Source organism: Membranihabitans marinus (assembly GCF_021729155.1).
Classification (GTDB): domain Bacteria; phylum Bacteroidota; class Bacteroidia; order Chitinophagales; family Saprospiraceae; genus Membranihabitans; species Membranihabitans marinus.
The window spans coordinates 15,907-38,870 of the sequence record NZ_JAJQYA010000036.1 but is presented as its reverse complement, the minus strand read 5'-3'; the positions used below and the strand labels follow the sequence as shown (position 1 = coordinate 38,870).

The 22,964-nt window shown below is 36.5% G+C and carries 17 protein-coding genes; 15 read left to right on the top strand and 2 right to left on the bottom strand.

All coding sequences use genetic code 11. The features are described from left to right. Positions 1-87 precede the first annotated feature (87 nt). The 8 genes from LVD51_RS17050 (at position 88) to LVD51_RS17015 (ending at position 9,953) form a co-directional block, all read left to right on the top strand. Entirely contained in the window at positions 88-1,491 is a 1,404-nt protein-coding gene (locus tag LVD51_RS17050; protein ID WP_236972573.1) for a hypothetical protein, read from the top strand. A gap of 5 nt (positions 1,492-1,496) precedes the next feature. Next, positions 1,497-4,547 carry a DUF7133 domain-containing protein gene (locus LVD51_RS17045; protein WP_236972572.1) on the top strand — a complete coding sequence of 1,017 codons (3,051 nt, stop codon included), beginning with the start codon at positions 1,497-1,499 and terminating at the stop codon, positions 4,545-4,547. Between the two features lie 94 nt (positions 4,548-4,641). Further along, positions 4,642-6,174, top strand: a complete 1,533-nt coding sequence (locus LVD51_RS17040) for a N,N-dimethylformamidase beta subunit family domain-containing protein (protein ID WP_236972571.1) — start codon at positions 4,642-4,644, stop codon at positions 6,172-6,174. 62 nt (positions 6,175-6,236) lie between these two features. After that, on the top strand, positions 6,237-6,419 hold the full coding sequence (locus LVD51_RS17035; protein WP_236972570.1) for a hypothetical protein: 183 nt from the start codon (positions 6,237-6,239) through the stop codon (positions 6,417-6,419). Positions 6,420-6,457: 38 nt separating this feature from the next. After that, complete coding sequence (locus LVD51_RS17030; protein ID WP_236972569.1) at positions 6,458-7,723, top strand: Gfo/Idh/MocA family protein; 1,266 nt, start codon at positions 6,458-6,460, stop codon at positions 7,721-7,723. A gap of 498 nt (positions 7,724-8,221) precedes the next feature. After that, the gene (locus LVD51_RS17025; RefSeq protein WP_236972568.1) at positions 8,222-8,458 is read left to right on the top strand and encodes a MoaD/ThiS family protein; all 237 of its coding nucleotides are present in this window, start codon (positions 8,222-8,224) and stop codon (positions 8,456-8,458) included. A gap of 4 nt (positions 8,459-8,462) precedes the next feature. Next, positions 8,463-9,170, top strand: a complete 708-nt coding sequence (locus tag LVD51_RS17020; RefSeq protein ID WP_236972567.1) for a HesA/MoeB/ThiF family protein — start codon at positions 8,463-8,465, stop codon at positions 9,168-9,170. A 144-nt stretch (positions 9,171-9,314) separates the two neighbouring features. Further along, positions 9,315-9,953, top strand: a complete 639-nt coding sequence (locus tag LVD51_RS17015) for a class I SAM-dependent methyltransferase (protein ID WP_236972566.1) — start codon at positions 9,315-9,317, stop codon at positions 9,951-9,953. A 103-nt stretch (positions 9,954-10,056) separates the two neighbouring features. Here LVD51_RS17015 and LVD51_RS17010 read toward each other — a convergent pair whose 3' ends face one another. Next, positions 10,057-10,635, bottom strand: a complete 579-nt coding sequence (locus LVD51_RS17010; RefSeq protein ID WP_236972565.1) for a DUF4202 domain-containing protein — start codon at positions 10,633-10,635, stop codon at positions 10,057-10,059. An 87-nt stretch (positions 10,636-10,722) separates the two neighbouring features. Next, complete coding sequence (locus tag LVD51_RS17005) at positions 10,723-11,244, bottom strand: RNA polymerase sigma factor (protein ID WP_236972564.1); 522 nt, start codon at positions 11,242-11,244, stop codon at positions 10,723-10,725. A gap of 375 nt (positions 11,245-11,619) precedes the next feature. On the opposite strand from LVD51_RS17005, the gene LVD51_RS17000 reads away from it, so the two are divergent. From LVD51_RS17000 to rhaM, 7 genes are read left to right on the top strand one after another with little or no spacing between them, the layout of a single operon-like run. Continuing rightward, entirely contained in the window at positions 11,620-12,558 is a 939-nt protein-coding gene (locus tag LVD51_RS17000) for a FecR family protein (protein ID WP_236972563.1), read from the top strand. A gap of 25 nt (positions 12,559-12,583) precedes the next feature. Then, positions 12,584-16,018: a SusC/RagA family TonB-linked outer membrane protein gene (locus LVD51_RS16995; RefSeq protein WP_236972562.1), complete on the top strand. Its 3,435-nt coding sequence runs from the start codon at positions 12,584-12,586 to the stop codon at positions 16,016-16,018. An 11-nt stretch (positions 16,019-16,029) separates the two neighbouring features. Next, positions 16,030-17,568 (top strand): RagB/SusD family nutrient uptake outer membrane protein, encoded by a 1,539-nt coding sequence (locus LVD51_RS16990; protein WP_236972561.1) that lies wholly within the window; start codon positions 16,030-16,032, stop codon positions 17,566-17,568. Between the two features lie 42 nt (positions 17,569-17,610). After that, entirely contained in the window at positions 17,611-20,544 is a 2,934-nt protein-coding gene (locus tag LVD51_RS16985; protein ID WP_236972560.1) for a hypothetical protein, read from the top strand. Between the two features lie 6 nt (positions 20,545-20,550). After that, positions 20,551-21,723 carry a M24 family metallopeptidase gene (locus LVD51_RS16980; protein ID WP_236972559.1) on the top strand — a complete coding sequence of 391 codons (1,173 nt, stop codon included), beginning with the start codon at positions 20,551-20,553 and terminating at the stop codon, positions 21,721-21,723. Further along, positions 21,716-22,624: a polysaccharide deacetylase family protein gene (locus tag LVD51_RS16975; protein ID WP_236972558.1), complete on the top strand. Its 909-nt coding sequence runs from the start codon at positions 21,716-21,718 to the stop codon at positions 22,622-22,624. The genes LVD51_RS16980 and LVD51_RS16975 overlap by 8 nt, the downstream gene beginning before the upstream one ends. 16 nt (positions 22,625-22,640) lie before the next feature. After that, positions 22,641-22,958: an L-rhamnose mutarotase gene (rhaM, locus tag LVD51_RS16970; RefSeq protein ID WP_236972557.1), complete on the top strand. Its 318-nt coding sequence runs from the start codon at positions 22,641-22,643 to the stop codon at positions 22,956-22,958. Positions 22,959-22,964: the final 6 nt, after the last annotated feature.

The following is a 22,964-nucleotide window of genomic DNA, read 5'->3' as shown; positions in this document are numbered from 1 at the left end:
GTTTGGTATAATATTATAAAATCATGGTTCTATTTAATTACTATTTTTTTCATTTGGTCTTGCAATAGCCAGGGCGATAACCATATCATGCCAGAAACTACTTATGTAGTGGATTCCATTGATATGGCAGATGGCCTTAGCGGAGAGGTGGGCGCAATGGCCTTTTTACCCAGTGGTAAATTGATCGCAGCTTTTCGTCGAGGAGAGGTGATGACTTACGATATCGAAAAAAGAGAATGGTCTGTTTTTGCTCAGGGCCTACATTTGCCATTGGGCATAGAAGTATTGTCAGAAAATGAGATATTGGTTATGCAATATGCTGAGCTTACTCGGATAAAAGATGTCGATGGTGATGGTCAGGCAGATCAATATTTAGTAGAAACCGACGATTTTGGTATCAGTGGAAATTACCATGAATTTACTTATGGTCCGGTAAAAGATGAATCGGGTAATCACTTTATAGGGTTAAATTCTACTTCGAGTGGAGGGGTTATGATGGATGAATTGCGAGGAGAGAAAAAGGAGATTGGGTTTAGAGAGAAAGGGATGTATGCTGCAGTGCCCTATAGAGGTTGGTTGATGAAGTGGACGGTGGATGGACAGTTGCAGCCATTTGCTAGTGGATTTCGATCGCCCAATGGTTTGGGCTTTGATTTGGATGGTCATTTATTGGTGACCGATAATCAAGGTGACTGGGTGGGTACGAGTCCATTGTTTCATGTAGAAGAAGGTAAGTTTTATGGTCATCCCGCTAGTTTGGTCTGGGAGGAAGGTTGGAATCGCGGTCGTCCCTCTGATTTGCCTATTGAGGTTTTGGATTCGATGAGACAACGACCCGCTGTACTTTTTCCACATAATATTATCGCCAATTCTCCCACACAACCCTTGTGTGACGACACAGGTGGAAAGTTTGGTCCTTTTGCCGGCCAAATATTGGTAGGTGAAATGAATCAAGAGCGGATTGTGCGTGTTATGCTCGAAGAAGTGGGTGGTGCCCTACAAGGCGCTTGTGTTCCTTTTCTAGACGAACAAGGCTTGAGAAAGGGCAATAATCGCTTGGCTTTTGATGAGGAAGGTCGATTATGGGTTGGACAAAATGCCAGTGGCTGGGCGGGGTCGTCCGGTATTCAATGTATCAGCTATACGGGAAAAATGCCATTTGATATTCTAACGATGAAGATAATAGAAGGGGGATTTGAATTGACTTTTACCAAAGAGATCTCGGAAGATATCCTTTCCGATCTCAATCACTATCTAGTGAGTAGTTATTATTACAATTATCACGAAAAATACGGATCGGACCAAATGGATAAAAAAGACATTGGTATTCAATCTATAGAGGTATTGGATAAGGGCAAAAAAGTTCGGTTGCTATTAGATACGATGGAAAAAGATCGTATTTATGAAATGCAATTACAGGACGTGGTCTCACAAGATCAAGATACATTGGAGAATAATCTAATTTGCTATACCGTCAATCATTTAAAATAACAGCTATGACGACTCGGATAATTTTTTGGTTGGCAATGGTTCTTTTTTTAGCTTGTAATGAAGATCGTCAAGAAAATACCGATGTAGGATTATTGGCAGCTAATGAAAAAGTGGCAGAGTATTTACGTGGTTTCGAAGGTCGAGGGGCATTGACGGATGAAAGCAAACCGACTAATGCTCAAGAAGCCTTAAAAAATTTTAAATTGCCAGAGGATCTTGCCATCGATTTGGTTTTGTCTGAGCCTGAGATCCATCAGCCAGTAGAAATGAAGTTTGATCCGCAAGGTCGATTGTGGGTGGTTCAATACAATCAGTATCCTTTTCCGGAAGGTGTGAAAATTACCGATATCGATAACCATATGCGGTTGAAATTTGACAAAAAAATTCAACCTCCGCCAGCTGGTATAAGAGGTGCAGATAAGATAACTTTTTTTGAAGATAGTGATGGCGATGGTCTCTTTGACCGATCCACAGATGCCATCACTGGGCTCAATATAACTACAAGTGTACTATTTGGGCGAGGTAAAATATGGGTTTTAAGTCCTCCCTATCTTTTGGTCTATAGCGATGCCAATGGGGATGGATTGCCCGAAGGTGAACCGGAAGTGCATTTGGATGGCTTTGGATTAGAAGATACCCACGCTGTGGCCAATAGTTTGAGATGGGGGCCTGATGGATGGATATATGGGGCTCAAGGAAGCACGACGACGGCTAATATTAGTTCGGCTGTATCCAAGGATGTGTTTTTTAGTGGGCAAGCCATTTGGAGATATCATCCCCATACGCGAATATTTGAAGTATATGCAGAGGGAGGTGGCAATACCTTTAATGTAGAAATTGATGGTAAAGGAAGGGTATTTAGCGGTCAAAATGGCTATGGTCGTGGACCTTATTACAAACAAGGTTGTTATTACAAGAAGAGTTGGGGGAAGCATGGTCCTTTGACCAATCCCTATGCCTTTGGTTATTTGCCCGATATGGAATTGGATGGCGAAAATGTAAGATTTACCCATGCTTTGATTCGATATGAAGGGGGGACACTTCCTCAGCATTATCACAATCAGTTTTTTGCTCTCAATGCATTGCAAAGTGAAATTGTCTTGACCGGAGTGGAAGATCAGGGATCTACGTTGAAAAACAAAGATCTCGGTAAGATTGTGAATACGGACGATCATTGGTTTAGACCGATAGATATCAAGACTGGACCCGACGGCAATGTGTATTTTACGGATTGGTATGACAGTCGATTGTCCCATGTAGATATACGGGATACTTGGAGTAAAAGTACGGGGCGAATATATAGAATACGGAGTAATGAGGATTCCTTGTCTTCTGTGCATTTTAATCTGAACAATGCCAGTTCCGACGACTTGATTGATCTTCTGTATCACAGAAATAAGTGGTATCGATTTCAGGCATTGCAAGGTTTAGCCGATCGCGGTGACCTATCGGTATTGCCGAGATTAAAAACCATTTTAAATGCCGATACCAGTACCATATATTTAGAGAGTCTTTGGGCCATCAATTTATTGGAAGGATTGACGGAAGACGTTGCCATGGTTGGATTACAGCATACAGATAAATATGTGCGGGAGTGGACGGTTAGACTGATTGGAGATCGTAGAAAAGCATCGATACATGAGGCCAAAGCTTTGGAGGACTTGGCTAGGAATGAAGAAGAATTGTCGGTGAGAAGTCAGTTGGCTGCATCGGCAAAACGATTGCCCGCAAGTGTTGCCCTGCCCATGATTCGATCATTGGTCTTGTATCACGACGATAGTCAAGATTCCGATATCCCTCTAATGATTTATTGGGCATTGGAGTCGAAAGCTGAAAATGATCCTACTGCCATAGAAGATTTGTTTAAGGAAGCTTCGGTATGGAGGAGGCCGGTAGTGGAGGAAGTGTTATTGGAAAGAATTATTCAGCGGTTTTCGATGTCGGGCAGTGAAGCCGATTATAAAAGTTGTTTAGAGATAATTGAATCTTCTCCTTCAAAAAAATATTTACCCAAATTAATGTCTGGATTGGAACAGGGTTTACTGGGGAAGGATTATTCACTATTGCCAGAGAAGTTGATTCAAATTTTGTCAAATTATCGAACTACTGCCGGAGAACCCAAGTTGGTGATGGGGTTGAGGCAAAAAAATAAAGAATCCATTGAGTCGGTATTAGTTGAGATAGGAGATGGTCAAAGGCCGATGGGTGAGCGATTAACTTATATTGGACTCTTGGGAGAGTTGGATATTCCCAATTCAGTTCCCTATTTATTGAAATTATTGACTGATCCAAGCAAGGCCATTCAGCGCGCTAGTCTGCAAGCATTGCGTGATTTTCCCAACGGAGAGATAGGAGAGAAAGTGGTTGCCCAATATCCCAACAATTTGCGAGCCGATGTCAATGTTAGGCTAGCTGCTATTGATTTACTTGTATCTCGTGCCGAATGGGCTAATATGCTGATAAAAGAAATTCAAGGTATTAAAATAATTCATAAAGAAGACATCCCTATAGAGATGGTGAAAAAGATGAAATTGCTGGGTGATGAGGATTTGGTCACTGCCATTAATGCGATTTGGCCAGAATCCAAAGAGGTGGCAGCTAATGAAAAAAACAAGCGCATGGCAGAAGTGCAGGCTATATTGGCTTCAGCAAAAGGGGATAAGAATCGTGGACGGTTGGTTTTTCAGTCGACTTGTGGAACCTGTCATCAACTTTTTGGTGAGGGCGGTTTAATTGGTCCTGATTTGACGGGGTATGATCGGCGGGATGCCAGTTATTTTATAGCCAATACCATTGATCCGAATGCCGATATTAGGGAAGGATATGTGACCTATACTATTTCCACGAAATCGGGCAGACATTTAATGGGGAGGATAATGTCTAGAAGTGATGAATTGGTTCAAATTCAGACCTTGTCTGGTGAGGAAGAAACCTTAGCTTCGAGTCAAATAGAGGTCTTGACTCCATTGAAGACTTCCCTAATGCCAGAACGCCTATTAGATGGGTTGAGTGAGACGGAAATTAGAGATTTATTTGCTTACATACAGCAACAATAATTTGGAATAGTATTGTTAGAATTTGATTATATATTTATTAAGTCTGTAGGTTAGATGAAAATAGAATGAATTTTTTAATAAATAAAAAAAACCTATGCCAGAAGAAATTAACCGTAGAGATGCTCTTAAACATACCGCGATGTTGGGTCTTACCGGTAGTCTCATCCCAAATTCAAGTTTTGGGAATAAGGCCTATGCTCAAAGTGAGATTATTGTCAAGGAGAATCAGAAACCGGGATCAGATGATTGGCAATTAACTAGAGTTAAGCCAGATGCCAATGGTTATCGTATACCGATGATAGAAGGCTATTGTTCGAAACAGAGTGTGGCAGCTGGTGAAACCATAGATATTATGGTGTCCACGAATCCAGTTAGCAAATTTAAGATTGAAATTTTTAGGACGGGATATTACGGTGGCAAGGGTGCGCGATTGGTTCAGGAATTGGGTCCTTTTGAAGGGAAAACTCAAGTGACGCCGGAACCTGGTGACAAAAATGTACACGAGTGCCAGTGGCAACCCACAACCCAGATTACTATTCCGGATGACTGGGTGAGTGGTGTTTACCTCGGGAGATTAACTACTTTACCTCCTGCCCCCGACCAACCCTATTGGCAGAGTTATATCATATTTATTGTCAAAGATGAAAGACCAGCAGATATCTTGTTTCAGTGTTCAGATAATACTTGGCAGGCCTATAATAAATGGCCGAGCAATTATTCTATATACACCCATCCCAAAGGGGTGCAAGGCCCTTGGGCCAAGGTGAGTTTTGATCGTCCTTATGGGCGGCAGTCTCAGTTTATGGATATTGTCAATGATCCATTGTCTTTTGGGTCAGGCGAGTATTTGTCTTTTGAGCAACCGTTTTCTTATTTTTTAGAAGAGCATGGATATGATGTGACTTATTGTTCCAATAGTGATTTGTTGACACCAGACCGGGCTTTGAAATGTAAGTCGTTTTTGAGTCAAGGCCATGATGAGTATTGGGATATTCGTCAGTTTCGCAGTGTGGAAAAATTAAAAGAATCTGGGGTTAATCTATTGTTTTTTTCAGGCAATTCTATTTGTTGGGTATGTCCATTTAGCGAAAGTAGCAGTCATCAACCCAATCGGATTATTTTTAGAGCTGGACCTTATGGCGGGGATCAAAGTCATGCCGTGACAAGGGAAGCCGATCATGGTCCATTTCCCGAGCGAGGACCAGATGAGGGAATGTTGATGGGCGTACGCAATATTAGGCCGATAAATGGCGGTGGAGATTGGACCATAGTCAATCCCGATCATTGGATATTTGAGGGGACTGGTGTGGTTAAAGGAGACTATATCCCCGGTTTGGTCGGTTGGGAGTATCATGGCAATCCGCCCGATATTCCAGGATTGGAGGTCGTGGCTGAGGGATATGCCTGGGTGGGGGGTAAACAAGATCAATTTTGGTCAGCGGTGATTTATCCCGGTCCCAAGGACAATTTTGTTTTTAATGCATCTACGATTTTCTGGGCACAGGGTTTGAGTCATCCTCCAGGACATACCCTGCCTTGGTCGCATTTTAGCCGACCCCATGGACCAGATCGAAGAGTTCAGCAGATCACCCATAATTTATTGAATAAGGCGATACAATCACAGTAAAATGCAAAGTGGTTTCTATAATAATAGAAACTGTTATTTGATTGAAGTTTGGATGTGGTTTTATGGCTGAAAAACAAGGGTTTAGGGTGGTTTGTGAAGTGTGGAATTGTATAGAAAAAGTCTTTTCCATTTTTATGCAAATGGTTGTAAAAAAGTGGAAAGTTAAGATAGTAATACCAAATGTAATTGGTATCAATGGTTTGGGGAATGATGGTCGTTTTTATAAAGGCCAATCATTCTTATAGTTTGAGAGAAACAATAATTAATAAAAAAAATTAGTCAAATGGAAAGAAGAAATTTTATAAAAGGTGCAGCTTCGCTGTCTACACTTACGATATTGAAACCCAGTGTGGTGTTTGGTTCAAGGGCCAATTCTGCAGTGCAATTGGGTTTTATAGGATGTGGTAATCGCGGGACTACCGATATTTCATCGATGTCCAGAAATACCAATGTGAATATTGTCGCTTTAGCGGATTTGTTTGAAGATCAGCTTGCTGTGGCTAAAAAGAAGATGAATAGTTTAAATGCAGCCAAGGGCTTTGCAGGTCTAAAAGATGGTAACATCTATAAAGGATCTCAGGCGTATTTAGAACTGTTGAACAATGAAGATGTGGATGCGGTCTTGGTGTCGTCACCTTGTTATACCCATCCCAATTTTTTAGAAGCTGCCGTCATGGCGGGCAAACATGCTTATTGTGAAAAACCGGCTGCGATCGATGTGGCGGGTTGTCAACAGATTCAGCGCTTGGGGGAGAAAATAGATGGGAAGGTGAGTTTGGCTATTGGATTTCAAGTGCCTCATGCAAGCCCCTATGCTGAGATGATCAATCGGATTCGCAATGGAGCCATCGGTGATGTTGTAAATGTTCAATTGTATTATTTGGCTTCAGAAATTCCATTGAAGCCGTATAAAGGATTGTCCTATGACGAAGCTCGAATTAGAAACCACTTTCATTTTCGAGAACTTTCTGGAGGCACTTTGCTAGATCAGGGCATTCATATGTTGGATATCTGCAATCGTGCATTGGATAGTCATCCGATACGGGCCTATGGAAGTGGAGGGTTAAATCACGGATTGCCCTTTGGCAATGCATGGAACCATTATCAAGTGAACTATGAATATCCCAATGCCGTGAAGGTCAGTTATCATTCTACTCAATTAGGGCCGAAGTTTGGTGATGTATGTGCTCGTTTTATTGGGAGCAAGGGGATGGCAGAAGCGCACTACAGCGGAGGTGTATTTATCACAGGTGAGAACGAATGGGATTCTGGTATGGCGAGAAATGGAGTGGAGTTAACGGCAGAACAGCGAGCTGCCGGAGTGTTTTTATCTTCATTGCACGACGCCGATGCCAATAAACACAGAGCATTTGTATCCAGTATAGAGACAGGTAATTATCTCAATGAAGCCAATCACGGGGCTATATCGACATTGACGGCTATATTGGGACGGAACGCTGCGGAAGCCAACGATGTAATGACTTGGGATGAAATGTGTAATTCAAATGAAAAGATATCAACAGGATTAGATTTAAAACAGTTTGATTGATATCAAAACTGACATTTTACTAGTAAGAATTATATAGTCATCAAGACTATGAGCTATAAGAATGAGGAATGTCTAGGGATATTGTCTCATCCCTATACCATGCTGTGTAGCAATTTTGTTTAAATTATGTGTTGGCTTTAAAGTGGTGAAGGCGTAATTTAAAATGAGATTTTATTCTTCATAATTAATTATAGGTGAATATGGTTTTTATTGTGCCATATATTGTATTTAAATAACAATATACTATTGTAGTCTTTTTAAATAATATATGGAGTGGTAATATAAGGATTAACTTATGGATTATGGCATGTTAATTTATCCTTGATAGATGAATTAAATAGGTGTAATAAGGGGCGGAATAGTGAATTTTAAAAATAATGTTAAATAATTGCTAAGTTTTCGCATCTATTTTAATTTTTTTGCGTTATACATAATCAACAAGACTTTGTTGTAATTTTTTAACCCCAATGAACTAAAGAAGTTGAAAAACGAAGGACTATGATTACGATTAAATATTTTGGCCCCATGGCTGATTTGACGGCTAGAGATGAAGAAACGATTTCCCTATTAATGCTCAATGTGCTAGAATTATACGATTGGTTGATGGAGACTTATAAATTGGAGTCCATTCCTTTCTCGATAGCGGTAAATAATGAAATTGTGCCTGTGACCAGTGATGTAGCTCTTCAAGAAAATGATGAAATAGCTGTACTTCCACCTTATGCTGGAGGATAATATTATGAATAGATATAAAGCTCAAATTCAATTACCTCATATTGGCAGTTCTGGTCAGGAAAAGATTAAAGCGGCGAGAGTTATGGTCGTCGGGATAGGTGGTTTGGGATCGGCCATCTTACCTTATCTGGCAAGTGCAGGAATTGGTCATTTGACTTTGGTTGACGGGGACGTGGTTTCAGAAAGTAATTTATCTCGTCAAGTAATATATAGATTACAAGATGTTGGTCGATTGAAGGTCGAGGTTGCTCAAGAGTATATGAATCGTATGAATCCCGAGATTCAGGTTGACATTTTTCCAAAATTTTTAGATTTAGATTGGGGGAGAGACATCATTGGGCAATATGACATAGTGGTGGATTGCACAGATAATTTTCGCAGTCGGTATTTAGTTAACGATTTAACGGCTATGTACAATATTCCAATGGTTTTTGCTGCGGTGTATCAATTTGAAGGTCAAGTATCGGTTTTTAATTATAAGAACGGACCCAGTTATCGATGTTTGTTTCCCGAGACTGAAGGCAAGAATTTAAGTTGTTTTGATTCCGGCATTATGGGATCGACGGTGGCACTGTTTGCCATGTATCAAGCCAATGAGATTTTTAAAATTATCTTGGGAATTGGAGAAGTTTTAAGTGGTCAATTGCTGATTTACGATCTTTTGTCCAATGAACAGAGGAAGATTACATTTTCTAACCATGATAATAAATGATTAAATAGTGGCGGGTTGTATTTCGTTTAAATATGACCGACAATTATAAACGTATTTGGTATTATAAACGTATTTAGTATTATAAATGGATTTGGTACAAAATCAATTTGTCCATCGATAAATATTAATGAATAAACAGAAACCATGAAACCGATAGTTGAATTTTGGGAGGCTAATTTTAAAGAGAAACTTGCTATGTGGGGGTTGACTCCTGCTGCATCCAGTCAAGCTACTGCAGAATGGTTCAAAGAAAAAGGACTGCGGAAGATTCTAATCCCCGGTTTTGGATATGGAAGAAATGCCATACCTTTTATAAAAGAAGGACAAGAGGTGACAGGTATCGAAATATCAAAAACCGCCATCGAATTGGGTCAAAGTTACTGTGGTAGTGATATTACCGTTTTCCACGGATCAGTAAATGATATGCCATATAGCGATGCTGTGTATGACGGTGTGTATTGTTATGCCTTGATTCATTTACTCAATGCTGAAGAGCGAGGCAAATTAATTGAAAATTGTTATGCTCAACTTAGACCGGGAGGATATATGGTCTTTGTGACTATTTCTACCAATGATCCTTCCTATGGCAAGGGAGAGAAGCTGAGTGAAAATTACTTTCAAAGCCCCCATGGAGTTAAACTTTATTTTTATGATAAGGCTGCGATAATTCGAGAATTTGGGGACTATGAAATAATTGAATCAAAAGAAGTCGATGAAATAGCAACGGCTAGTAAAAGTGGGACTACACAAAAGTTTTGGTATGTGGTTTGTAGAAAACCTTGATGTGCGATACTTTTTTATAAATAACTGTTGGTTTTATAATTCACTATTGTTATAGGATTGATACCTAATCCTGAAAATCACCCGCTTTTCAAAACAAAAGATACTAAGACAAAGCCCGTTCTACCATATCTACAGTATGATTGGACAAGGGCAATTGAAGTGCTCTTTCTTTCCCTTCGTCTGACATTTTAGCCCATGTTTTTTGAATAATTTTTATGACTTTCTCTTCTTCGTGTTTTTGAGCAAAATCATCGAAGTAGTATCGGAGAAAAACAAAGCAAACTACGTCCTCTAAAGTTTGACCTTCTGCTTTAGTTTTAAATTTTATTTTTTTAATGGATTGGCTAACTTCTTCAATAAAATCATCGGAGTAGTTCAAGGCGGTCAAGATCTCCGCGGTTAAGTTGGCGTGCATGTTTTTGAGTTCTGTTCGCCACTGGAGGTATCCTTTTCTATCCATAGGATATTGGTCTCTAGGTATCCGCCATCTGGCAATGTGTTGAGCTCGAGCTGCAATTTGAAGTTGTTCAGAAGCATTGGGTTTATAGGCTAGTAATTCTTCTGTCATCCGAATAGAGTACAACAATTCCTTGGCCATGATTTCTCCATTGACCACGGTTTGGTTGGGATCTTGACTATTGAGTTGGTCGATGGCTGCGATGGCTTTCTGTAATTGGGTCATTATTCAAATTTTAAATCTCAATATACACAAAACACCCTAAATTATATTTATTCGAAATACAATTTTAGGTTGACGAAAATATTGTATTTACAGTTGTAATAGGACTGCTAAGATAAGGTAAATAGACTCAGGGTTCATCTGATTGCGAATCACTTTTAGAGCACGAGTAAGATGATTTTTTGCCGTATTGGGTGCGATGTCGAGTCGATCCGCTATTTCTTGTAGGCTGAGACCTTCCTTTTTATTGAGATTGTAGATCTCTTGTTGTCGGGGGGGGAGTTCTTTGAGAATAGCATCTAGTTGTGATTCCATTTCTTTGGTAAAGAGGGGAGTAATGACTAGGTTTTCGGATTTTTGCATGCGGCCCCAGATTTCCTCTTGGTATTGTTTTTCTTTGGCCAATTTCTTAAAGTGATCCATGACGTGGTTTTTAGACATACGCATGACATAGGCTTCGATTTCTTCTAAGTGGGATAATTTTTCACGTCTAAGCCAAATTTTAAGCATCACATCTTGGGTCAAATCATCTGCTAGGGCAGGGTTTTTGACAAATTTTAGAATAAACTGGTAAATTTTTATTCTAAAGGAAGCTATATTCTTATTCATCATCAAACATTAACTGGTTCATTTAATATTTAGATTTGATAATTCACACAATGAAAGTTTGAATGATTAATAGCGCTTTAAAACTATATAAAAAATATTTAATAAAGAAATAACAATTCAAATAGTCTGTTAATTAGTGAAAATGTTCAAGGATCTTAATTATTTGAGTGCTTGCATTAGAATATAATGTTGTATATAAGATGTGTTTATTGATTTTAACATGGTTTGGAAGATTTTTTTAAAAAAATTGTATTTCGACTGGTCTAATAATCAAAATTCAGAGTTAAGTAGATAGATTTGATAGTACAATGATTGTTTAAAATGAAATTTAGAAGGAATGAATAATGATAGATTTGTTTGTTTATAAAAAGAAATTAAGTGAGTCAAAAGCGAAATAGAGAATTATTAGATAAATATCAATCCAATCGTCTTACACGATCAGAGTATGATGAATTATTGGAATTGTTAAATAAGGATAAAGAATTACAATCTTTGGCCAATGAATTAAATCATTATTGGCCTGATCCTATGCACTTCGAAAAACAGAATAGTGGTTTATCTCGCAAGCTAGCTTTGGGTAGGGTTGAGAAGTGGTCTTTGGCCGCCGGTGTTTTGATAGTTGTAGGATTTTTGTCTGTGATATTTATGTTTAAGAATACAGATCCGGATACTTTGAGTTATCAAACTGGATTCGGAGAGACATTAGATATTGCATTGCCTGATGGTAGTTCAGTGAGTCTCAATGCCAATTCCAAAATAGAATGGGACAACCTTTGGAAAGGCAAAGGGGTAAGGAATATTCAATTGGAGGGGGAAGCCTTTTTTGATGTTCAGCATTTGGATGAAGATCAATCCTTTTTTGTTCAAACCAAAGATCTATCCATTCAGGTATTGGGTACGTCATTTAATGTAGACAGCCGCGTATTATCAACTGAAGTATATTTAGAAGAGGGGAAAGTTCAATTGCAATTAGCAGCAGAAAAAGATACGATTTACTCCATGGCGCCTGGAGAAAAAATTATCTATAAGGCAGAAGAAAAGGCAGTGAAAAAAACCTTAAATGAAACCATGACTTCTGCGGCATCGTGGAAGAATGGAGTGTTAAACTTCAAAGCAATGACCTTCCGTGAGGTTCTGATTAAACTGGAAGAAATTTATGGAAAGACATTGGTTTGTGAGGATACAAAACTATTGGATACGCCAATGTATTTAGGAGTTCCCTATGCCGATTGGGATGCCGTGAAACAAGCATTGGAAATGTCCTTAAATGTACAATTTGTTGAATCAGAAGGGAAGTACAGTGTAAAAAGCGAATAGAATAAGTTCAAAAAAAAATTTTAAAATGAAAAGAATTCTAACACTAAATGGCCTGTGGGTCATATTAGCCATGGTCATCTATGTTCCTGTTCGGGCACATGCACCTAAGGCTTTCAGTCAGGAAATTACATTATTAGAAGCCATTGAGGAGATTAGCAAGAAGTATGATGTCTATTTTACTTTTGATATGACCTTGGTCTCTGACATTAAAGTTAATTACACAAAGGATGGGCATAATTCAGCAGATGAAGCCATTTCTAGGATATTAAAGGGAACAGAGTTGGCGTATAAGTTTTATGATCAGCGTTTTGTGATCATTTATAAAAACGATGCCGAAGGATTAGAGTCCCTAAAGAAAATGGCCCATCATATTGATGATTTAATCAGCGATGGTGAAAATGCCAAGATAACTAGAAGAGTAAAGTTAATTGAAAAATTGTCTGATAAATCTATCCCCCTTACCTTGAAAAGAATGGAACTTATTGTAGAGGGGCAAGTAGTTGATCAATCAGGAGAGCCCCTTATTGGAGTCAATGTCCTGGTCAAGGGGACTAATAATGGAACAGCTACTGATTTCAATGGAAATTTTAGCTTACAAAATGTCAATGAAAATGCGGTATTGGTTTTTTCTTATATTGGATATCAATCGAAGGAAACTTCAATTGCAGGTAAGTCTAATATAACAATAATCTTACAAGAGGATTCGCAGACATTAGATCAAGTTGTAGTAGTGGGGTATGGCACACAGAGAAAGAGTAGTATTACAGGGGCTATAAGTTCTGTAGATGCTCAGGATTTAGAAAATATGCCAATGACTCAGCTCGGTCAAAAATTACAAGGTAAATTATCAGGAATTAGAATCAATCAATCAACAGGTACACCTGGAGAAGGGTTTTCAGTCAGAATAAGAGGACAAGCTTCAATTAATGCAGGGAATTCACCATTAATTGTAATTGATGGATTCCCCTCAAGTATTGGTCTAGAGGCAATTAATCCAGATGAAATTGAGTCAATTTCAGTATTAAAAGATGCTTCGGCTTCTTCTCTATATGGTTCAAGAGCGGCAAATGGTGTTATTTTGGTAACAACTAAACAGGCAAAAGTAGGTAAAACGGATATTAGATTTAGTGTTTATAGTGGTTTGCAAAACGTACCGCAAAGAGGTAGGCCAAATGTTATGAATGCACAACAGTTTGCTCAGTTTAAAAATGAGTGGTATTCTGATCAAGGAATGGAAGTGCCTGAAAGGTATAAAAACCCAAGTCAATATGGTCCAAACGATGGTACTGATTGGTTTGATATTTTTTTAAATCCCAATGCTCTATTGCAAAATTATAATTTTTCCCTATCGACGGGTACAGAGAGTATTCAGTCTTCTATCAATGCAAGTTATAATAAGCAAGATGGAGTCATGTTAAATACATTTTCTGAGAGGATAACTGCAAGAGCTAATAATTTATTTAAGGTTTCTGATAAGTTGGTTTTTGGTTTGAATTTATCTGCCAATCTTCGAAATTCTCAAAATTTAAATACCGATGGGACCTGGAGTATTTTGTCAGCTGGATATATTATGGATCCAACACTTGAGTACAAAAATGAAGACGGCACATATCCAATTTCTTTTTCATCACCAGGTATGTTTCCTAATCCTAACTGGTATAGAGTGTTAACAGAAAGGGAAAATCCTTTAGCAAGAAAGAATATATTGGTAAATGCTTTTGGAGAATATGAAATTTTAAAAGGGCTTAGTTATAAATTAAAAGCTGATGCAGATATAGGTAATTCTGAAAATAGGTATTGGAGTCCTTCAACTGCTCAGGGTAGTATGTTTGTTGCACCTCCTAATCCTCCTGCAGGTAGTTATAATTCTTCAAATTACAAGAATTGGCAAATTGAAAATACATTGAATTATAATCTCTCGATTAATGAAGATCATAATTTTCAGGCATTACTTGGATATGCTGCCCAAAAAGTTAGAAATGAGTCGAGTTCACTTACTGGTTCTGACTTTCCTGATGATGAAATATCTTGGGTAACCGGAGCCTCAGTGATTAGAGGAAATGTCTCTACATCAGAATATTCTATTTTGTCAAATTTTGGAAGACTAAATTATAATTATAGCGAGAAATATTTTTTATCAATGGCTGTTCGAAGAGATGGTTCTTCTAGATTTGGTGAAAATAAGAAATATGGCATATTTCCTTCATTGTCAGTTGGTTGGGTGGTGTCAAAGGAGAATTTCTTAAATAAATATAGCAATGTTCTAAGCTTTTTAAAAGTAAGAGCAAGTTATGGAGAGGTAGGAAATTATAATATAGGAAATTATTCACATCTTAGTTCCATTGGGAATGCAAATTATGTTTTTAACAATTCTTTAGTTGCAGGTAAAACTAAGACAAATTTAGGAAATGCTGATTTAACTTGGGAAACTACCGTTCAAACAGATATAGGGTTGGATATTGGTTTATTTGATGATAGAGTTTTTATATTATATGATTATTACTGGAAGAGAACAAATGGATTGTTGTATGGTGTAGATATCCCACTTGCATCGGGTTTTGGAAATATTCAATCAAACATTGGTGAATTTGAATTTTGGGGACATGAAGTCAGCTTAGAAACTAAGAATTTAGTCGGTAAGTTTAGTTGGAGTTCCAATATAACTTTTTCTCTTGATCGAAATATAGTTAATAAGCTAGGTACAGAAAATACACCAATTGGTGGATATCGTGAAAATGTTGATTTTGTTAGAACCGAAGTTGGACATCCTATTGGACAATTTTATGGCTATGTTTACGATGGTGTTTTTATGAATCAAGCAGAATTAGATCAAGGTCCACATATTAAAGCTTATGGAGGGTCTGATGTTGGTTCAGTAAGAATTAAAGATTTAAGTGGACCTGACAATATCCCAGATGGTTTTATTGATCCAGTAGATGACAAAACATTTATTGGTGATCCAAATCCCGATTTTATATTTGGTTTAACTAATCATTTTACATACAGAAACTTTGATTTAGATATTCATTTGGTTGGAAGAGTTGGAGGTGATCTATTTATGGGTGAATTGCTATGGACGGAGAATATTGATGGAGTATTTAATGTTAGTCCTGAAGTAGTAGATCGATGGCGATCGGTTGACAATCCAGGTGCTGGGAATATTCCAAGAACAAATTCTAATCCTCTTCATAGATTTAATAATAGTCGTTTAATTTTCGATGGATCGTATTTAGCTGCTCGAAATATTACTTTAAGTTACAAACTTCCTATCTCTTCAGGGAAAGTTGTTAAAGGGGGACGAGTTTATATAAGTTCACAAAACACATTTATGTTAACCAATTATCCTGGTATGAACCCCGAAGCTGGAGAAAGTGGATTAAATGGTTTAAATGAAGGACGTGATTTCGCACATTATCCAGTTCCAAGAGTATTTACTGTTGGAGCAGATTTTAATTTTTAAAATTATTAAACATGAAACAATTAATCTTATATATAATCTTTGGAATTTTCTTTTTTACATCATGTAGTGAGGATTTTTTAAAATTATCTCCAGAAACAAATTTGACCACACCCAATTTTTTTAAAACTGAATCTCACTTTGACTTAGCATTAGTAGGTGCTTATCAGCAATTACGAGGTATCGTGGTGCCGGGGCTCTATATGGATGAAATGCGTTCTGATAATACATTTTTTAGATATTATGCACCTGATAGAGGACCCGCTAATTGGGTTGAGGATATCATAGAATGGATAGATCAATCTCAGACGACAATAGTGAATACTAGATACTATAATAATTATAGTGGGATTTCAAGGGTAAATACAATTATTGCAAAAGTAAATGATGCTGATATTTCAAATGAAGCTAAAGATAGGGTACTTGGCGAAGCTCTATTTTTAAGAGCTTTTTACTATTTTGATTTAGTTACTCATTATGGAGGCGTTCCTCTATATCTTGAAGATGTTTTGGATGAAGCTGGTGCTTATATTACTAGGTCAGATGAATCAGCTGTTTATAATCAGATTATTGTTGATTTAGAGAAGGCAATTCCTTTACTACCAACGGTTACTGTATTTCCTCAGTCTGGGCGTGCAACAAAAGGTGCAGCAAAAATGCTATTGGGTAAAACTTTTATGTCTAAACCAAATAGAGAATACGATAAGGCGGAAAAGCAATTACTTGATATAGTGAATATGAACTATTCGTTGTTAGACAATTATGCAGATTGTTTTGATCCGCAAAATAAAAACAACTCGGAATCTATTTTTGAAATACAGTATAAAGAAGGAAATGATGGTCAGCAGAGTAACTTTATATATTCAATGTTACCAAAAACCTCAGATACTAAACTATTGACTGGGGTTAGTGCAAATAATGTAACAGCTGGTGGTTGGAATGTCCCTAATTTGGGATTAATTGAGTCTTATGAAGATGGGGATTTAAGATTAAAAAGTTCTGTTAAAATAATAGAAGGTACTTTAAATGGAGGAGATCCTTATTCTGATCCAGTTATCTATTTGAATATATTAGAGATCGGGGAATATGACGAAGATCCGGATAAAGTATATTTCCCGTTTGTAGCAAAATTTGTTCACGGTCCATATAGTTTACCGAATAATACAGGTGAGAATTGGCCAGTTTTTAGATATTCTGATGTATTGTTATTGTTATCTGAATGTTTAGTTGAGCAGGGAAAAAATAATGAATCTCTCCAGTATATAAATAAAGTACGAGATCGAGCAGGATTGTCAAATTTAACATCTGTAAGTTTAGGAGATGTTTTAAAAGAAAGGCGTCATGAATTGGCTTTTGAAAATCACAGAATGACTGATTTAATTAGAACAGGTAAGGCAATTGAAGTTATGACAGCTTATGGAAATCGGATGAAAGAAGAAAATAGTTTTTTACCACAAAATGCATTTGACATTAAAGAGTATCGGTTAGTTTATCCGATCCCTTTTCGAGAGACTCAAATTAATGTAGACATTATTCAAAATCCGGGTTATTAATACTACGTATTTTATTAATCAGATTATTTAATTTTTAGTTCAATGAATCATTTTTCAATTGGAAGTATTGTATTGTTATTTCTGACGATAGGTTGTGTATCTATGAATCCTTATGTTGTTCTTGAAAATGATTTTTTCAGCTATAAAATTAGTTCAAATGGTGAAAATGTTCATTTTATTGAAAAATCAACAGGCATTAACTACTTGGATTTATTAGAAAATTCTAAATGTGGTATTGTAGAGGTTGACGGCGTTTCTCATGAAGTGACTTCTGTTACATATAAGAATGATTTCATTGTTATGAAATTTGAAAATGTAAATATCAATGCTAGGATTAAAGTAATTAACCATTTCGATCGGATTATATTTAGTGTGGATACCGTAGAGGGGAATATTGATAATTTAACCTTTTTAAATATTCCTCTAACAGTACAGGGGCAACCATATGAACCATTTGGGGCATGTGCGTTGTCAATGAATTTATACACACATGTAAGACAATTACCTCCCACTCAAACAGAATTAAGTGCTAAATGCTATAATAAGTTTGGGATAAAAGGTGCTGAAGTGACTTTAATTGGATTACCACAAATAAAAATTTTAGGAACCATACGAGATATCATTGAAAACGCCAAAGATATTCCATTTTCTAATGCTGGAGGTGCATGGGCATTGTTGAATGATGAAGGATATGGTTCATATCTTATGAATTTTGGTTCCTTAACAGAAGATACTGTTGACGAATGGATAGAAAAATGTCATTCACTAGGTTTTAATCAAATTGATAGTCATGGAGGTGGCTCTTTTTTTGAATTTGGTACTTTAGAATTAAATAAGGATAAATGGCCCGATGGATGGGCTTCCTTTAAACGCATTAATGAAAAATTGAAGAAAGCTGGAATATCGCATATTTTTCATACATATGCTTTTTTTATTGATAAAGGATCCGAATATGTGACTCCTGTGCCGAGTGAGGATTTAGGATTTGAACAAATTTTTACTTTAAGTAAACCATTGGAGAAAGATGATAAAGAATTGTTTGTCAATGAATCGACAAAAGATATTTCTACAATCACAGGTTTTCATACGGAGAATAGTGTTACACTAAGAATTGGAAAGGAATTAGTAGAATTTAGTGGAGTTTCAAAAAATCCACCTTATAAATTTACAGGATTAAAAAGAGGTGCATGTGGCACGGAAATTTCTTCGCATGATTTGAATAAAAATGCTTATCACTTAAGTGAAAGGTTTAATTTATTCGTGCCGGGTCCAGATACCAAACTGTTTACTACCGTTGCTGAAAAACACGCTAAAATTGTTAATGAATGTAATTTTGAAGGTATTTATTTTGATGCGATTGATGGAAGTGCCGTTTTAGGTGGAGATGAAAATTTTTGGTACTATGGAACAAAGTTTCTTTTTGAAGTAGCTAATAAATTAGATAGACCAGTTGGAATGGAAATGAGTTCAATGTCACATCATTGGTGGCATTATCGATCTCGATGGCAAGCTTGGGATCGCCCAGTTCGGGGTTATAAAAGATTTATTGATATTCATCTGGCTTCAATAAAAGCATCCGCTTTGTTTCTTCCAGAGGATATAATTTCTAATGAGTGGGAACATGGACGTTGGAAAGGACATAGTCCGGAAATTGATAAATATGCAGGGATACTAAATGGGCAGATTCAACTTCCATTGCACCTTGGTTGGTGGGGGAACCAAGTTTGGAGTCCGCCTCAAATAGAACCAACATTTTCAGATGATATTGAATATTTAGGATGTAAAATGATTGGTAATAATGCTGGTTTCTCTCAATTAGGAGGTGTTGATAGTATTACTTTAGCTCAGTTTCCTCTTTTTAAACAAAGTGCCGATATAATGAAACAATACGAGGCATTAAGGCATCAAGATTATTTTAGTGATGAAGTAAAAACTTTACTTCGCCAACCAGGTAAAGAGTATAGTTTGTTTAAAAGTGATCGTGGAGAATGGAATTTTAAACCTACTAAATATCTAAAGCATAAGGTGGAGGGTGATAATCATCCTTCCTCAAGTTGGGAAGTAATGAATTCTATGCCTACACAACCCATAAAATTAAGAATTGAAGTTTTAATGTCAGTTGATTCATATGATTCTCCATCAAATGTGGTATTAACAGATTATTCTAAATCAACTGAATTTCTATTAGGCGATTATGCATCAGGAGTCTCTGCGTCAATAGAAGTAAATTCTGAAAAAACACTCAATGAAGAGGATGCAATTATTTATTCGGCTTATAGTGATGGTAGTGCACCGGTGGATGGTTCTTATATAAACATGGAGAAGGAATTTGATCCTATTTTGAATATTATTGATAATAAGGGATTAGGAGTATGGATAAATGGAGATGGCAATGGTGAAATTCTAAATATAAGTCTTAGAAGTCCAATTCATATTTCACATGGAGCACATGGAGATCATTTTATTAAAATTGATTTTAAGGGTTGGAAATATTTTGAATTAGTAGAGATAGAATCTTCAAGAATAAGTGATTATATGTGGCCAGATGATTCAAGATTCTACGTCTATGATTCCTATCGGCATCGAATTAGTTTTAGTAATGTAAATAAACTTCAATTTTGGTATAATAATTTGCCAAGCGGAAAGAATATTAAAAATCTAATAGGCCCTATAAAAGCCATCCCACTCGTAGAAAATACGATAAACAATCCTTCAATAGAGGTGAATGGATCTAAAATAATTTTTCCTGTTGAAATGGAATCAGGTATGTACCTAGAATTTTATGCGGAAGATGATTGTAAATTATTTGACAAAACAGGAAGATTAATAAGTCAAGTGAAACCTATTGGATCTATTCCTAATTTAATGTTCGGATCAAATAAAATAAATTTTTTAGTAGAGAATAATTCTGGTATCAACCCTAGGTCTCAAGTGACAATTATTAGTCAAGATGATCCAATTATTAATTATAAATAAATAAATATGTCATATTTAAGTAAGGAAGAAAGTGCAATTCGAGTTGCTAAAGTGAAAGATATTTTAAAATCGAAAAATCTAGATGCAGCAATAGTATATTTTGATGAATTTAATATAGGAAATGGCTGGTATTTGACCGGTTATTGTCCACAATTTGAAAGTGGTGCTGTTTTAGTTCCGCGTGATGGGAATCCATTTATATTAGGGGGCCCAGAAAGTGAACCTTTTGCGAAATTGGAGAGTGCCATAAAGGAAACAAGAAATTTTCCAGTCTTTATGGTTCCTGATGAAGAATATCCGAATGCAACTATTATTGATTTTCCTCAATTATTTTTAGAGTTAAAATCTATAAATATTGAATTAAAGAATATTGGATTGGTAGGAGGAGGCCGAATGCCTGCAGATTGTTATCATCAAATTTTAGAGGGCTTTGAAGGTGTTGCTTTGGTAGACATTACTCAGGATTTTGTTGAATTAAGATTCATAAAATCTGAATGGGAAAAACAAAATATACGCAAAGCTTTTAAGTTGGCAGATAAGGCTTATTTAGCAATGAAGACTAGTATCGGTCTTAATACAACAGAGATAAAAGTGGCTGCAGCTGGAGAATATGCAGTCCGTTTTAATGGTGCCAATGGATTTGGTTTTTCAACTATTGTTGGGAGTGGAATTCGATCGAATGCAGTAGTTCCAACGGCAAGTAACAAGGAATTGGAAGAAGGAGAAATGGTAATGATAGGTATTTCACCTAAAGTAAATGGATATGCTGGTGTAGTTGGTGATACATTACCTGTCAATGGAGAATATTCAAAAAGCCAGAAAAAATGTATAGAAATTCTTAAAAAAGCTTTCAGAATAGCAAAAGATCAACTTATCCCAGGTAAAATAGGCAAAGAAATGGATGCTCCGGTTCGTGCTTATTTTGAGGAACAAGGTTTGTCGAAATATTTAGTATGCCCATTTATTCATACCATTGGTTTACATGAAGCGGAATCACCATTTTTTGGACCCAATAGTGAGGATGAATTAAAAGAAGGAATGATGATATGCATTGACATTAGTTTTTTTGGACATCCAGAGTGGCATGGTGTAAGGATAGAGTCTGGTTATGAAATTACAAAAAATGGTGCAATTCCTTTAAGTCCACACATGGATGAATTGTTTTGTGAATATGAATAATAAAATAGAAATGAAAGATTTTGATGTCGTTCTTGGTTTTGATATGGAAACAGATGTAGGATCATATACACCATATTATTCAGGGGTAGAATATGGTACGCAAGAAATATTGAACGTACTAGAAAAGCACAATATATTAGCAACATTCTATTGGACAGGACATGCTGCAGAAAAGAATCCAGAAAAAGTACTAGAAGTTCATCATGCGGGTCATGAGACCGGTTGTCATGGTCTCTTTCACGAAACTTTAGGAGATCCGATTTTTCCACTTCCTAATAATTGGCCAATCTTGGAATCTGAAGTTGAAGGTAGATTAACCATTGCGACCGATATAATTGAAAAAATAGTTGGACATAGACCAATTGGCTTTAGATGTCCACGATTATGGGGCAGTACAAAGGTTGTAAATGTGCTAGAAAAATTAGGATATACTTCTGATGCTTCATTACCGCTTTATTTTTATGGAAAACCTTTTACTCCCTATCATCCATCTTCAGAAGATTGGACAAAAAAGGGAAATATGAAAATTTTGGAAATACCTAACTTTTGCGATCTAACTATGAATAGTAGCGATCCATACCAACGGGATCGTGATCAATGGCCTTTGTTTAGAACTCAATCTGCTACCGTCTTAATGGAAAAGGTATCTGGTTTTATTGATTTTGTAAACGGAAAAGGAGAAAGACCAGTTTTGTGTTTTTATTTCCATCCGTGGGAGTTTTATCAAATGCCTCAAGGAGCTATGGATTTTGGGGAATGTTCAGTTAAACCATTGGATTTTATTGTTGAGAATTGTGGCCAAAAAGCTATTGAAGAGTTTGACATTTTATGTGATCTATTAATTAAAGCTGGGGGCAAGTTTATACGAGCTGATGCATTAGCTGAGAAGTTTGATAATTGAGTAAGATGAATATATAATGAGAAAGGCATTTGTCATAAAAGCTAAAGCAGGGCAAAAAGAGGAGTATATTAAGAGGCATAATCCGATTTGGGATGAATTAAAAATAGAGCTGAAAAATTATGGAATAACTAATTATTCTATTTTTTGTCAGACTGATTCAAATTTGCTTTTTGGGTATTTTGAGATAGAAAATGAAAAGCTTTTTGAAACAATAGAAGATAGTCAGATTTTACAAAATTGGTGGAAGTATATGAAAGAAGTCTTAGTAAGTGAAGATGAGAACAGTATTAAGGCCAAGGAAATACCATTGATTGAAATATTTCATTTAGATTAAGTAGAT